Below are 13,663 nucleotides of genomic sequence, written 5' to 3' on the forward strand. Positions count from 1 at the left end.
CATTGGCAGATGCATCTTCGTAATACCAAAAAAATCTTACTCTTAATAAATTACTTTAACTTTAAGGCGTAGCTCTATGAGCTGTTTGCGCTTATTGGGCTAAAAACATCGTCGAACTCTGGTTTCTCCTCCCTTTACGCTCCTAAATCTCCGTTCTGTAAGGCTTTTCCTTGAATCCGCGCCTTGACGGTGTGGTGGGCGCATTCCTATAGTGTGCGCAAGTGGCGAAAAGTGGCACAAAGTGGGTTTTTTGAACGTAAAACGCTAAAATTTGGAGAAACGCATCTGTGTTTCGCGGAGCTAACGCTATCAGTCTCGATGCAAAAGGCCGTCTCGCTATGCCGAGCCGGTATCGTGACGAGCTGATTTCGCGAAGTTCCGGGCAGTTAATCATCACCATCGATGCCGTTGACCCTTGTTTATGTGTTTACCCCCTCGATGAGTGGGAAGTGATTGAAACCAAGTTGCGTGCCCTGCCTTCATTGCGCGAAGAAAACCGCCGCCTGCAGCGTTTGCTGATTGGTAATGCCGTCGACCTCGAACTCGATGGCAGTGGTCGTTTCCTGGTGCCTCCGCGTTTGCGCGAGTACGCCAAGCTGGACAAGCGCGCAATGCTGGTCGGCCAGCTGAACAAGTTCCAATTGTGGGACGAAGATGCCTGGGATGCTGTTTCCGCAGCAGACCTGGCTGCTATTCAACAACCGGGCGCCATGCCTGATGAACTGCGTGATTTGATCCTGTGACTATTGATAGCGGCTTTAACCACATCACCGTACTGCTTGACGAAGCCGTTGAGGCTCTCGCCGTACGCGCGGATGGCTGCTATCTGGATGGCACCTTCGGCAGGGGCGGGCACAGCCGGTTGATACTTAGCCAGCTCGGGCCCGACGGTAAACTCCTCGGGTTCGACAAAGATCCCCAAGCGATTGCCAGCGGGCAAGCGCTAGCGGCCGAAGACGGCCGCTTTGTCGTTGTGCAGCGCAGCTTTGCCGAGCTGGGTGCCGAAGTGGCCGAGCGCGGCATGGCCGGTAAGGTGGCCGGGGTTTTGCTCGATCTCGGCGTGTCTTCGCCACAGCTTGATGACCCCGAGCGCGGCTTCAGTTTCATGAATGACGGCCCGCTCGACATGCGCATGGACCCTACCCGTGGCGTCAGTGCCGCGCAGTTCATCGCCACCGCGCCGGTGGAAGAAATCGCCCGTGTCTTCAAGGAGTACGGTGAGGAACGCTTTGCCGGCCGCATGGCCCGTGCCGTGGTCGAGCGCCGTGAGGTCCAGCCTTTCGAACGTACCGCCGACCTGGCCGAAGTACTGAAAGTCGCCAACCCCGCCTGGGAAAAGGGCAAGAACCCGGCGACTCGCGCATTCCAGGGCCTGCGTATTCACGTCAACAACGAATTGGGCGACCTGGAAGCCGGCCTCGAAGCCGCCCTGGAAGCCCTGGAAGTGGGCGGCCGCCTGGTGGTGATCAGTTTCCATTCCCTTGAAGACCGTATCGTCAAACTGTTCATGCGCCGTCTGGTCAAGGGCGAGTCCGACAACCTGCCACGCAACCTGCCGGTGCGTTTCGAAGCCTTCGTGCCGAAAATCAAGATCCTTGGCAAGGCACAGTTCGCTTCCGAAGCAGAACTCAAGGCCAACCCACGTTCGCGCAGCGCCGTCATGCGTGTCGCGGAGAAGTTGCGGTGAGCAAGCTTTTCGCCAAGCCCCTCCCGGGCGGCAGCTTCTTTATGTTGCTGTTGTTTATCGGTGTACTGGTATCCGCGATTGCGGTGTCCTACAGCGCCCACTACAACCGTCAACTGCTCAACACCCTGTACGGGGAGTTGAGCGTGCGCGACAAAGCACAGGCGGAGTGGGGTCGGTTGATCCTCGAGCAAAGCACCTGGACGGCCCATAGCCGTATCGAAACGCTGGCCACCGAACAGCTGAAAATGCACATCCCTGACGCTGCCGACGTTCGCATGGTGGCGCCATGATGAAGCTCGAGGGCGCACTCTACCCATGGCGCTTCCGCCTGATGCTCGGCTTGCTGGCATTGATGGTGGGGGCGATCGCCTGGCGGATCATCGACCTGCAGGTGGTCGACCGCGACTTTCTGATCGGCCAGGGCGATGCCCGCAGCCTGCGGCATATCCCGATTCCCGCGCACCGCGGCCTGATCACCGACCGCAATGGCGAGCCCCTGGCCGTGAGTACGCCGGTGACGACCCTGTGGGCCAACGCCAAGGAACTGCAGGCCGTCAAAAACAGGTGGCCGCAGTTGGCCACAGCCCTGGGCCAGGATCCGAAAGCCTTGGCCGAACGCCTGGACGCCCAGGCCAGTAAAGAGTTCATCTACCTGGTTCGTGGCCTGACTCCCGAGCAGGGGCAGCAGGTGCTCGACCTTAAAATCCCCGGTGTCTACGGCATCGAGGAATTCCGTCGTTTCTACCCGGCCGGTGAAACCACCGCGCATATGGTTGGCTTTACCGACATCGATGACCACGGCCGTGAAGGTGTGGAGCTGGCCTACGATGAATGGCTGGCCGGGGTTCCCGGCAAACGACAGGTCATCAAGGATCGGCGCGGCAGACTGATCAAGGATGTCCAGGTCACCAAAAACGCCAAGGCCGGTAAGCCCTTGGCGTTGTCGATTGACCTGCGCCTGCAATACCTGGCCAACCGCGAGCTGCGTAACGCGATCATCGAGAACGGCGCCAAGGCCGGCAGCCTGGTGATCATGGACGTGAAGACCGGCGAGATCCTCGCCATGGTCAACCAGCCGACCTACAACCCGAACAACCGTCGCAACCTGCAACCGGCGATGATGCGCAACCGCGCCATGATCGACGTGTTCGAACCAGGTTCGACCATGAAAGCCATCTCCATGAGCGCCGCCCTGGAAACCGGACGCTGGAAACCCAGCGACAAGGTCGAGGTGTACCCAGGCACCCTGCAGTTGGGCAAATACACCATTCGTGACGTGTCGCGTACCGAAGGCCCGGTGCTGGATCTGACAGGTATCCTGATCAACTCCAGTAACGTGGGCATGAGTAAGGTTGCCTTCGATATCGGCGGCGAAACCATCTACCACCTGGCCCAAAAGATCGGTTTGGGCCAACCCACCGGCCTGGATTTCCCGGGCGAGCGCGTGGGCAACCTGCCGAACTACCGTGAATGGAAAAAAGCCGAGACCGCCACGCTGTCCTACGGCTACGGCCTGTCGGTGACCGCGATCCAGCTGGCTCACGCCTTCTCGGTGCTGGCCAACAATGGTCGCATGGTGCCACTGAGCTTGATCCATATCGACGAAGCGCCGAAATCGACCCAGGTGATTCCGGAAAACGTCGCCAAGACCATGCAAGGCATGCTGCAACAAGTGATCGAAGCTCCGCGTGGCGTATTCCGTGCCCAGGTGCCGGCGTATCACGTGGCGGGCAAGTCCGGTACCGCGCGCAAGACCTCGGTGGGTACCAAGGGTTATGCCGAAAACTCGTACCGTTCGTTGTTCGCCGGCTTCGGCCCGATGAGCGACCCACGCTACGCCATTGTCGTGGTGATCGATGAGCCGAGCAAAGCCGGTTACTTCGGTGGCCTGGTTTCGGCGCCGGTGTTCAGCAAAGTGATGTCCGGGACCCTGCGCCTGATGAACGTCACACCGGACAACCTGCCGCCGACCCAACAAGCGAACGCCGGACCGCCGGCCGCTGCAGCAAAAGCCAATGGAGGGCGCGGCTGATGTCTCTTAGCCTGAACAAGATTTTTGCCCATGCTGGCCGCGATCTGTTGATCCGCGAGTTGGCCCTGGACAGCCGCAATGTGCGCGCCGGTGACCTGTTCCTGGCCGTGCCCGGCGGCAAATACGATGGTCGCGCGCACATCGCCGACGCCTTGCAGCGCGGCGCTGCAGCCGTGGCCTATGAAGTCGAAGGCGCCACCGTGCTGCCGATCACGGATGTGCCACTGATTCCGGTCAAGGGCCTGGCCAAGCAGTTGTCCGATATTGCCGGGCGCTTCTATGGCGAGCCAAGCCGCCATCTCAACCTGGTGGGCGTGACCGGCACCAACGGCAAGACCAGCGTGACCCAACTGGTTGCGCAGGCGCTTGACCTGCTGGGCCAGCACTGCGGCATTGTCGGCACCCTGGGCAGCGGTTTCCATGGCGCGCTGCAAAGCGGCCTGCACACCACGCCGAACCCCATCGCCGTGCAAGCGACCCTGGCCGACCTGAAAAAGGCCGGAGCCAAGGCGGTTGCCATGGAAGTGTCGTCCCACGGTCTCGACCAGGGCCGCGTCACCGCCCTGGCCTTTGATGTGGCGGTGATGACCAACCTGTCCCGCGATCACCTGGATTACCACGGCACCATGGAGGCGTACGCCGCCGCCAAGGCCAAGCTGTTTGCCTGGAATGACCTCAAGTGCCGGGTGGTCAATCTGGATGATGCCTTTGGCCGCCAACTGGCTGCCAAAGACAGCGAAGCGCGCCTGATCAGCTACAGCCTGGAAGATTCCAGCGCTTACCTGTATTGCCGCGACGCCCACTTCAGCGACGAAGGCGTGCGCGCCACGTTGGTGACGCCTCAGGGCGAGCACCACCTGCGCAGCACCTTGCTCGGGCGGTTCAACCTGAGCAACGTGCTCGCCGCCATCGGCGCGTTGCTCGGCCTGGATTACGCCCTCGACGAAATCCTCAAGGTGCTGCCGAAGCTGGAAGGTCCGGCCGGTCGCATGCAGCGCCTCGGTGGCGGTACTCAGCCGTTGGTGGTGGTCGATTACGCCCACACCCCGGATGCGCTGGAAAAAGTCCTCGAAGCCTTGCGCCCTCATGCCAAGGGCAAGTTGCTGTGCCTGTTCGGTTGCGGCGGTGATCGCGATCGCGGCAAGCGCCCGCTGATGGCCGAGATCGTCGAGCGCCTGGCTGACGGCGTGCTGGTCACCGATGACAACCCGCGCAGCGAAGACCCGAACCAGATTTTCGACGACATTCGCGCAGGCTTCAAAGACGTGTCCAAGGCCCGCTTTGTCGCCGGTCGCGGTACCGCCATCGTCCAATTGATCGCCAGCGCCAGTGCTGACGATGTGGTGGTGCTGGCCGGCAAAGGTCACGAGGACTATCAGGAAATCAATGGCGAACGCCACGCCTTCTCAGACCTGGTCGAGGCCGATCACGCCTTGACCGCCTGGGAGGTCGCCCATGCTTAAAGCGATGACCTTCAGCGAACTGGCCCAGGCCCTGTCGGCCCGTGTGCTGTCGAGCGATTGCAGCTTCGACGGTGTCAGTATCGACAGTCGCAACATCAAGCCGGGGCAACTGTTTGTTGCCTTGACCGGCCCGCGTTTCGACGGCCACGACTACCTCAATGACGTCGCCGCCAAAGGGGCCGTGGGGGCTCTGGTGCAGCGCGAAGTGGCGCACGCCACCTTGCCGCAACTGCTGGTGACCGACACTCGCCTGGCCCTGGGCCAATTGGGCGCGCTGAACCGCGCAGCTTTCGATAAGCCCGTTGCCGCCGTCACCGGCTCCAGTGGCAAGACCACGGTCAAGGAGCTGCTCGCCGGCGTGCTGCGTACGCGCGGCCCGGTACTCGCAACCCGTGGCAACCTGAACAACGATTTCGGCGCTCCGTTGACCCTGCTCGAACTGGCCCCGGAACATACGGCGGCGGTGATCGAGCTGGGTGCCTCGCGCATCGGTGAAATCGCCTACACCGTGGCGCTGACCAAGCCTCACGTGGCAATTATCAACAATGCCGGTACCGCCCATGTCGGCGAGTTCGGCGGCCCGGAAAAAATCGTCGAAGCCAAGGGCGAGATCCTCGAAGGCCTCGATGCCTCGGGTACCGCGGTATTGAATCTCGACGACAAGGCGTTCGAGACCTGGCGTGTACGCGCCGCCGGGCGCAAGGTCCTGACGTTTTCCGTGCTGAACGCCGCAGCCGATTTCCATGCATCCGACATCACCGTCGATGCCCGTGGTTGCCCGTCCTTCACCTTGCACACTCCGCAAGGTCGTGAGCATGTGCAACTGAACCTGCTGGGTAACCATAACGTCGCAAACGCCCTGGCTGCTGCCGCTGCCGCATACGCCCTGGGCGTGTCGCTGTTCGGCATCGCTACCGGGCTGGGTGCGGTGCAGCCGGTCAAAGGTCGCACCGTGGCGCAGTTGGCCACCAACGGCATGCGCGTGATTGACGACACCTACAACGCCAACCCGTCCTCCATTAATGCGGCTGTCGACCTGCTCAAGGGTTTTGACGGGCGCAAAGTGCTGGTACTGGGCGATATCGGTGAGCTGGGCGACTGGGCTGAACAAGGCCACCGCGAAGTCGGCGCGTATGCCGCCGGGAAAGTCGATGCCCTCTACGCCGTCGGCCCGAACATGGCGCATGCCGTCACCGCCTTCGGCCCCGGTGCGCGGCATTTCGCAACCCAGGCCGAGCTGATCCAGGCGCTGGGCGTGGCGGAACAAGATAAACACACAACCATTTTGATCAAGGGATCGCGCAGCGCGGTGATGGAAAACGTCGTCGCGGCCTTGTGTGGCTCAAGTACGGAGAAACATTAATGCTGCTGCTGCTGGCTGAGTATCTGCAACAGTTCCACAAAGGCTTCGCGGTCTTTCAGTACCTGACCCTGCGCGGGATCCTGGGTGTGCTGACCGCGTTGTGTTTGTCGCTGTTCCTGGGGCCGTGGATGATCCGCACCCTGCAGAACCTGCAAATTGGTCAATCGGTTCGTAATGACGGCCCGCAGTCGCACCTGTCCAAGTCCGGCACCCCGACCATGGGCGGCGCGCTGATCCTGTCGTCCATCGGCGTCAGCACCTTGCTCTGGGCCGATTTGCACAACCGCTATGTGTGGGTAGTGCTGCTGGTGACCCTGTTGTTCGGCGCCATTGGCTGGGTCGATGACTACCGCAAGGTCATCGAGAAAAATTCCAAGGGGCTGCCAAGCCGCTGGAAGTACTTCTGGCAGTCGGTATTCGGTCTGGCCGCCGCGATCTTCCTGTACACCACCGCGCCGAGTGCGGTGGAAACCACCTTGATCATCCCGATGCTCAAGGACGCCAGCATCCCGCTGGGTATCGGTTTCGTGGTGCTGACCTATTTCGTGATCGTCGGCTCCAGCAACGCGGTCAACCTGACTGATGGTCTCGACGGCCTGGCGATCATGCCGACGGTGATGGTGGGCGGCGCGCTCGGCATCTTCTGCTACCTGTCGGGTAACGTGAAGTTCGCTGAATACCTGCTGATTCCGTACGTACCGGGCGCGGGTGAGCTGATTGTGTTCTGCGGCGCGCTGATCGGTGCCGGCCTGGGCTTCCTGTGGTTCAACACTTATCCGGCACAAGTGTTCATGGGCGACGTCGGCGCACTGGCGCTGGGCGCGGCCCTGGGCACCATCGCGGTGATCGTCCGCCAGGAAATCGTACTGTTCATCATGGGCGGTGTGTTCGTGATGGAGACCCTGTCGGTGGTCATCCAGGTGGCCTCCTTCAAGTTGACCGGGCGCCGCGTGTTTCGCATGGCGCCGATTCACCACCACTTTGAACTCAAGGGCTGGCCCGAGCCGCGCGTGATTGTCCGTTTCTGGATCATCACCGTGATTCTGGTACTGGTCGGCCTTGCCACCCTGAAACTGAGGTAGAAACGAGTGTCTCTGATCGCTTCAGACCACTTCCGCATCATTGTCGGCCTCGGCAAGAGCGGCATGTCCCTGGTTCGCTTCCTGGCGAACCAGGGCACGTCGTTTGCCGTGGCCGATACGCGGGAAAATCCACCGGAGCTGGTCACGCTGCGCCGTGACTACCCGCACGTGGAAGTGCGTTGTGGCGAGCTGGATGTCGAGTTTCTGTGCCGCGCCGATGAGCTCTACGTGAGCCCCGGCCTGGCCCTGGCGACCCCGGCCCTGCAAGCGGCGGCGGCGCGTGGCGTGAAGCTGTCCGGTGATATCGACCTGTTTGCGCGCAATGCGAAGGCGCCGATCGTAGCCATCAGCGGCTCCAACGCGAAAAGCACCGTGACCACGCTGGTCGGCGAGATGGCGGTTGCGGCCGGCAAGCGCGTGGCCGTGGGCGGCAACCTCGGCACGCCGGCGCTGGACCTGCTCAGCGACGACATCGAGCTGTACGTGATGGAGCTGTCGAGCTTCCAGCTGGAAACCACTCACGACCTCGGTGCCGAAGTGGCGACCGTGTTGAACGTCAGTGAAGACCACATGGACCGCTACAGCGGCCTGCCGGCGTACCACCTGGCCAAGCACCGGATCTTCCGCGGCGCCAAGCAGTTTGTGGTCAACCGCCAGGATGCCCTGAGCCGTCCGCTGATGGGCGAGGGCATGCCTTGCTGGACCTTCGGCCTGAGCAAGCCCGACTTCAAGGCCTTCGGCATTCGTGAAGAGAACGGCGAGAAATACCTGGCCTTCGAATTCCAGAACCTGATGCCGGTACGTGAGCTGAAAATCCGTGGTGCCCATAACCAGGCCAATGCCTTGGCGGCGCTGGCGCTCGGGCACGCAGTGGGCTTGCCCTTCGACGCCATGCTGTCGAGCCTGCGTACCTTCGCCGGCCTCGAGCATCGCTGCCAGTGGGTGCGCGACCTCAATGGCGTCAGCTATTACAACGATTCCAAGGCCACCAACGTCGGTGCCGCATTGGCTGCCATCGAGGGCCTGGGGGCCGATATCGACGGCAAGCTGGTGCTGATCGCCGGTGGCGACGGCAAGGGTGCCGACTTCAAGGACCTTAAAGGCCCGGTGGCCGAGCATTGCCGCGCCGTGGTGCTGATGGGCCGCGACGCCGACTTGATCGCCGCCGCCCTGGGCGACGCCGTGCCGCAGGTCCGCGCCACGTCCCTGGACGATGCTATTGCCCGGTGCCAAGCCCTGGCCCGGCCCGGCGATGCCGTATTGCTGTCGCCGGCCTGCGCCAGCCTCGACATGTTCAAGAACTACGAAGAGCGCGGCCAGCTGTTCGTCCGCGCCGTGGAGGCTTTGGCATGAGCCTCGATTTAAGAAACATCATCAAGCCGTACCCGTCGCCGATCATCACCGGGCGCGGCATCGACCTCGATTTCCCGATGCTCGCCGGTTGCCTCGCGCTGCTGGGCCTGGGCCTGGTGATGATCACCTCGGCATCCTCCGAAGTGGCCGCCGTGCAGTCGGGCAACACGCTGTACATGATGATCCGTCACCTGGTTTACCTGGTGATCGGCCTGGGCACGTGCATCGTCACCATGATGATTCCCATCGCTACCTGGCAGCGCCTGGGCTGGATGATGCTGCTCGGTGCGTTTGGCCTGCTGATCATGGTGATCCTGCCCGGCATCGGCCGCGAAGTGAACGGTTCGATGCGCTGGATCGGCTTCGGTGCGTTCAACGTGCAGCCGTCGGAAATCGCCAAGGTGTTCGTGGTGATCTACCTTGCCGGCTACCTGGTGCGTCGCCAGAAAGAAGTGCGCGAAAGCTGGATGGGCTTTTTCAAGCCGTTCATTGTGCTGCTGCCCATGGCCGGCCTGTTGCTGATGGAGCCCGATTTCGGTGCCACGGTGGTCATGATGGGCGCGGCGGCGGCGATGCTGTTCCTCGGTGGCGTGGGGCTGTTCCGCTTCACCCTGATGGTGGTGCTGGCAGTGGCAGCGGTCACCGTGCTGGTGCAGGCGCAACCCTACCGGATGGCCCGTCTGATCACCTTTACCGACCCGTGGGCCGACCAGTTCGGCTCCGGCTACCAGTTGACCCAGGCACTGATCGCCTTCGGTCGCGGCGAGTGGTTGGGCGTGGGCCTGGGCAACAGCGTGCAGAAGCAGTTCTATCTGCCGGAAGCGCACACCGACTTCGTGTTCTCGGTACTGGCCGAAGAACTGGGCGTGGTCGGTTCGCTGTGCACCGTCGCGCTGTTCGTGTTCGTCTGCGTGCGCGGCATGTACATCGGTTTGTGGGCCGAGAAGGCCAAACAATATTTCGCCGCCTATGTGGCGTACGGCTTGTCGTTCCTGTGGATCGGCCAGTTCCTGATCAACATCGGGGTGAACGTCGGCCTGCTGCCGACCAAGGGCCTGACCTTGCCATTCCTCAGTTACGGTGGCAGTTCGTTGGTGATTTGCTGCGCCTGTCTTGGCTTGTTGCTGCGTATCGAGTGGGAGAGCCGAACCCACCTGGGCAGCGAAGAGATGGAGTTCAGCGAAAGCGACTTCGCCGAGGAGCCGACCCATGGGCGCTAATGTGCTGATCATGGCGGGCGGCACCGGGGGCCACGTGTTCCCGGCCCTGGCGTGTGCGCGGGAGTTCCAGAGCCGTGGCTACAGCGTGCATTGGCTGGGGACGCCGCGCGGCATCGAAAACGAACTGGTGCCGAGCGCCGGCTTGCCGTTGCACCTGATCAACGTCACCGGCCTGCGCGGCAAGGGCAAGTTGTCCCTGCTCAAGGCGCCGTTCGTGTTGCTCAAGGCGGTGTGGCAGGCACGCAAGGTTATCCGTGAATTGCAGCCGGTATGCGTGCTCGGCTTTGGCGGTTACGTGACCGGTCCTGGTGGCGTGGCCGCCAGGCTCGCCGGCGTGCCGGTGATCGTGCACGAACAGAACGCCGTCGCCGGTACCGCCAACCGCCTGCTGGTGCCCCTGGCCGCGCGAGTCTGTGAAGCGTTCCCGAATACCTTCGACGCTTCGGACAAACGCCGTACCACCGGCAACCCGGTGCGCACCGAACTGTTTATGGGGATCGCGCGGCAGGCCCTGGCCGGGCGCAAGGCGCACCTGCTGATCCTCGGCGGAAGCCTGGGCGCGGAGCCATTGAACAAGTTGCTGCCGGAAGCGGTGGCGCAACTCCCTGAAGAATTGCGTCCCGAGATCTTCCACCAGGCTGGCAAGCACCACGATGAAGTGACTGCCACGCGCTACCGCGAAGCCGGTGTCGAGGCGAACGTACAGCCCTTCATCAAAGACATGGCCCATGCCTATGGCTGGGCCGACCTGGTGGTCTGTCGCGCTGGTGCGCTGACCGTCAGTGAACTGGCCGCCGCCGGTCTGCCGTCCTTGCTGGTGCCTTTGCCCCACGCGATCGACGATCACCAGACCCGCAACGCCGAATATTTGGCCGGGGAGGGCGCTGCCTTCCTGCTGCCGCAAAGAACGACTGGCGCCGCCGATTTGGCCGCACGCCTGACCGAGGTTTTGATGCAACCGGAACGACTCAACAGCATGGCGAGCACCGCAAGCCGCCTGGCCAAACCTGACGCAACCCGCACCGTGGTCGATATCTGCCTGGAGGTGGCCCATGGTTGAGAATCAAAAAGCCATGCCGCAACCCGAGATGCGCCGCATCCGTCGCATCCACTTCGTCGGTATCGGCGGCGTGGGCATGTGTGGCATTGCCGAAGTCTTGCTGAACCTGGGCTACCAGGTGTCCGGCTCGGACTTGAAGGAGTCGCCGGTCACCGAGCGTCTGAAGTCCTTTGGTGCACAGATATTTATCGGTCACCGCGCCGAGAACGCCGCCGAGGCTGATGTGCTGGTGGTCTCCAGCGCCGTGAACACCTCCAACCCGGAAGTGGCCACCGCCCTCGAACGTCGCATACCCGTGGTACCACGTGCCGAGATGCTGGCCGAGCTGATGCGCTATCGCCACGGCATCGCCGTCGCCGGTACCCACGGCAAGACCACCACCACCAGCCTGATCGCTTCGGTGTTCGCTGCCGGTGGCCTGGACCCGACCTTCGTGATCGGTGGTCGCCTGAATGCAGCCGGCACCAATGCCCAGCTCGGCACCAGTCGTTACCTGATCGCCGAAGCCGATGAAAGTGACGCCAGTTTCCTGCACCTGCAACCGCTGGTGGCCGTCGTGACCAACATCGACGAAGACCATATGGCCACCTACGACGGTGACTTCAACAAGTTGAAGAAGACCTTCGTCGAGTTTCTGCACAACCTGCCGTTTTACGGTTTGGCCGTGGTGTGCCTGGACGATCCGGTGGTGCGCGAGATCCTGCCACAGGTCAAACGCCCGACCGTGACCTACGGCTTCAGTGAAGACGCCGACGTGCGCGCGATCAATGTGCGCCAGGAAGGCATGCAAACCTTCTTCACCGTACTGCGCCCTGATCGCGAGCCGCTGGATGTGTCGGTGAACATGCCGGGTAACCACAACGTGTTGAACTCCCTGGCGACCATCTGCATCGCCTCCGATGAAGGCGTCAGCGATGAAGCCATCGTCGAAGGCCTGTCGCGCTTTGCCGGCGTGGGCCGTCGCTTCCAGGTCTACGGCCAGTTGCCGGTAGACGGTGGCGACGTGATGCTGGTGGATGACTACGGGCACCACCCCACCGAAGTCGCCGCGGTGATCAAGGCCGTGCGTGGTGGGTGGCCGGAGCGTCGCCTGGTGATGGTGTACCAGCCGCACCGCTACAGCCGCACTCGCGATCTGTATGACGATTTCGTCAATGTATTGGCCGATGCCAACGTGTTGCTGCTGATGGAGGTCTACCCGGCCGGTGAAGAACCGATCCCGGGCGCCGACAGCCGCAAGCTGTGCAACAGCATCCGTCAGCGTGGCCAGTTGGACCCGATCTACATCGAACGCGGTGTGGACCTGGCGCCGATCGTCAAGCCACTGCTGCGTGCCGGTGACATTCTGCTGTGCCAAGGCGCCGGTGATATCGGCGGCCTTGCCCCTAAATTGCTGGCGAGCCCGCTGTTTGCGGCCAAGAAAGGGGCGTCGAAATGACCACTGACTACGCCTCTCTGTTCTCCACTATTGCGCCTGCCGACTTCGGCCGCGTGGCCGTGCTGTTCGGCGGCAAGAGCGCCGAGCGCGAAGTGTCGCTCAAGTCCGGCAACGCGGTGCTCGAAGCCCTGCAAAGCGCTGGCGTGAACGCGTTCGGTATCGATGTGGGCGATGACTTCCTCGCCCGCCTGCAGGCCGAGAAAATCGACCGCGCCTTCATCATTCTTCACGGCCGTGGCGGTGAAGACGGCAGCATGCAAGGCTTGCTTGAGTGCGCCGGCATCCCTTACACCGGCAGCGGCATCCTGGCCTCGGCGTTGGCGATGGACAAGTTGCGCACCAAGCAGGTGTGGCACAGCCTGGGGATTCCAACCCCGCGTCACAGCGTGCTGTGCAGTGAAGACGATTGTATTTCTGCGGCCAAGGAACTGGGCCTGCCTTTGATCGTCAAACCTGCCCATGAAGGCTCCAGTATCGGCATGGCCAAAGTGAACTCGGCCGCCGAATTGATCGACGCATGGAAAGCGGCAAGTACCTACGATTCGCAAGTGTTGGTGGAACAGTGGATCCAGGGTCCCGAGTACACCATCGCCACCCTGCGTGGCCAGGTATTGCCGCCCATCGCATTGGGCACACCCCACACTTTTTACGACTACGACGCCAAGTACCTGGCTTCCGATACCCAGTACCGGATCCCATGCGGCCTGGACGCAACCAAAGAACAGGAATTGATGGACCTCACGGCGAAAGCCTGTGAGGCGCTGGGTATCGCCGGCTGGGCGCGGGCAGACGTGATGCAGGATGACCAAGGGAATTTCTGGTTCCTGGAAGTCAACACCGCACCGGGCATGACCGATCACAGCCTGGTCCCGATGGCCGCTCGCGCAGCCGGCCTGGATTTCCAGCAGTTGGTGCTGGCGATCCTGGCGGCCAGCGTGGCCGATGAAGAAAGGCAGCGAGGCTAA

Annotated in this window: 12 protein-coding genes; all 12 read left to right on the plus strand. The window is 62.2% G+C overall.

What is annotated here, in order from left to right; translation table 11 throughout:
* Positions 1–287 precede the first annotated feature (287 nt).
* The 12 genes from mraZ to AB4O05_RS09625 are packed head-to-tail and all read left to right on the plus strand — an operon-like array spanning position 288 to position 13,663.
* Positions 288–743: a division/cell wall cluster transcriptional repressor MraZ gene (gene mraZ, locus AB4O05_RS09570; RefSeq protein WP_460131397.1), complete on the plus strand. Its 456-nt coding sequence runs from the start codon at positions 288–290 to the stop codon at positions 741–743.
* A complete protein-coding gene (gene rsmH / locus AB4O05_RS09575; protein WP_460131395.1) occupies positions 740–1,687 on the plus strand; it encodes a 16S rRNA (cytosine(1402)-N(4))-methyltransferase RsmH in 948 nt (315 codons plus the stop codon). The genes mraZ and rsmH overlap by 4 nt, the downstream gene beginning before the upstream one ends.
* A complete protein-coding gene (ftsL, locus tag AB4O05_RS09580) occupies positions 1,684–1,977 on the plus strand; it encodes a cell division protein FtsL (RefSeq protein WP_460131393.1) in 294 nt (97 codons plus the stop codon). The genes rsmH and ftsL overlap by 4 nt, the downstream gene beginning before the upstream one ends.
* A complete protein-coding gene (locus AB4O05_RS09585; RefSeq protein ID WP_460137628.1) occupies positions 1,977–3,719 on the plus strand; it encodes a peptidoglycan D,D-transpeptidase FtsI family protein in 1,743 nt (580 codons plus the stop codon). The genes ftsL and AB4O05_RS09585 overlap by 1 nt, the downstream gene beginning before the upstream one ends.
* Complete coding sequence (locus tag AB4O05_RS09590; protein ID WP_460131392.1) at positions 3,719–5,182, plus strand: UDP-N-acetylmuramoyl-L-alanyl-D-glutamate--2,6-diaminopimelate ligase; 1,464 nt, start codon at positions 3,719–3,721, stop codon at positions 5,180–5,182. The genes AB4O05_RS09585 and AB4O05_RS09590 overlap by 1 nt, the downstream gene beginning before the upstream one ends.
* Positions 5,175–6,545, plus strand: coding sequence for a UDP-N-acetylmuramoyl-tripeptide--D-alanyl-D-alanine ligase (locus tag AB4O05_RS09595; protein WP_460131390.1), 1,371 nt, complete (start codon positions 5,175–5,177; stop codon positions 6,543–6,545). Before AB4O05_RS09590 ends, AB4O05_RS09595 begins: the two co-directional genes overlap by 8 nt.
* Positions 6,545–7,627, plus strand: a complete 1,083-nt coding sequence (mraY, locus tag AB4O05_RS09600) for a phospho-N-acetylmuramoyl-pentapeptide-transferase (protein ID WP_057724619.1) — start codon at positions 6,545–6,547, stop codon at positions 7,625–7,627. The genes AB4O05_RS09595 and mraY overlap by 1 nt, the downstream gene beginning before the upstream one ends.
* Positions 7,628–7,633: 6 nt before the next feature.
* On the plus strand, positions 7,634–8,980 hold the full coding sequence (murD, locus tag AB4O05_RS09605; protein WP_460131388.1) for a UDP-N-acetylmuramoyl-L-alanine--D-glutamate ligase: 1,347 nt from the start codon (positions 7,634–7,636) through the stop codon (positions 8,978–8,980).
* Positions 8,977–10,200 carry a putative lipid II flippase FtsW gene (ftsW, locus tag AB4O05_RS09610; protein WP_460131387.1) on the plus strand — a complete coding sequence of 408 codons (1,224 nt, stop codon included), beginning with the start codon at positions 8,977–8,979 and terminating at the stop codon, positions 10,198–10,200. Before murD ends, ftsW begins: the two co-directional genes overlap by 4 nt.
* The gene (murG, locus tag AB4O05_RS09615) at positions 10,190–11,260 is read left to right on the plus strand and encodes an undecaprenyldiphospho-muramoylpentapeptide beta-N-acetylglucosaminyltransferase (protein WP_460131385.1); all 1,071 of its coding nucleotides are present in this window, start codon (positions 10,190–10,192) and stop codon (positions 11,258–11,260) included. The genes ftsW and murG overlap by 11 nt, the downstream gene beginning before the upstream one ends.
* Positions 11,253–12,698 (plus strand): UDP-N-acetylmuramate--L-alanine ligase, encoded by a 1,446-nt coding sequence (gene murC, locus AB4O05_RS09620; RefSeq protein WP_460131383.1) that lies wholly within the window; start codon positions 11,253–11,255, stop codon positions 12,696–12,698. The genes murG and murC overlap by 8 nt, the downstream gene beginning before the upstream one ends.
* Entirely contained in the window at positions 12,695–13,663 is a 969-nt protein-coding gene (locus AB4O05_RS09625) for a D-alanine--D-alanine ligase (RefSeq protein WP_460131382.1), read from the plus strand. Before murC ends, AB4O05_RS09625 begins: the two co-directional genes overlap by 4 nt.

Source organism: Pseudomonas sp. S1_G07, assembly GCF_054668565.1.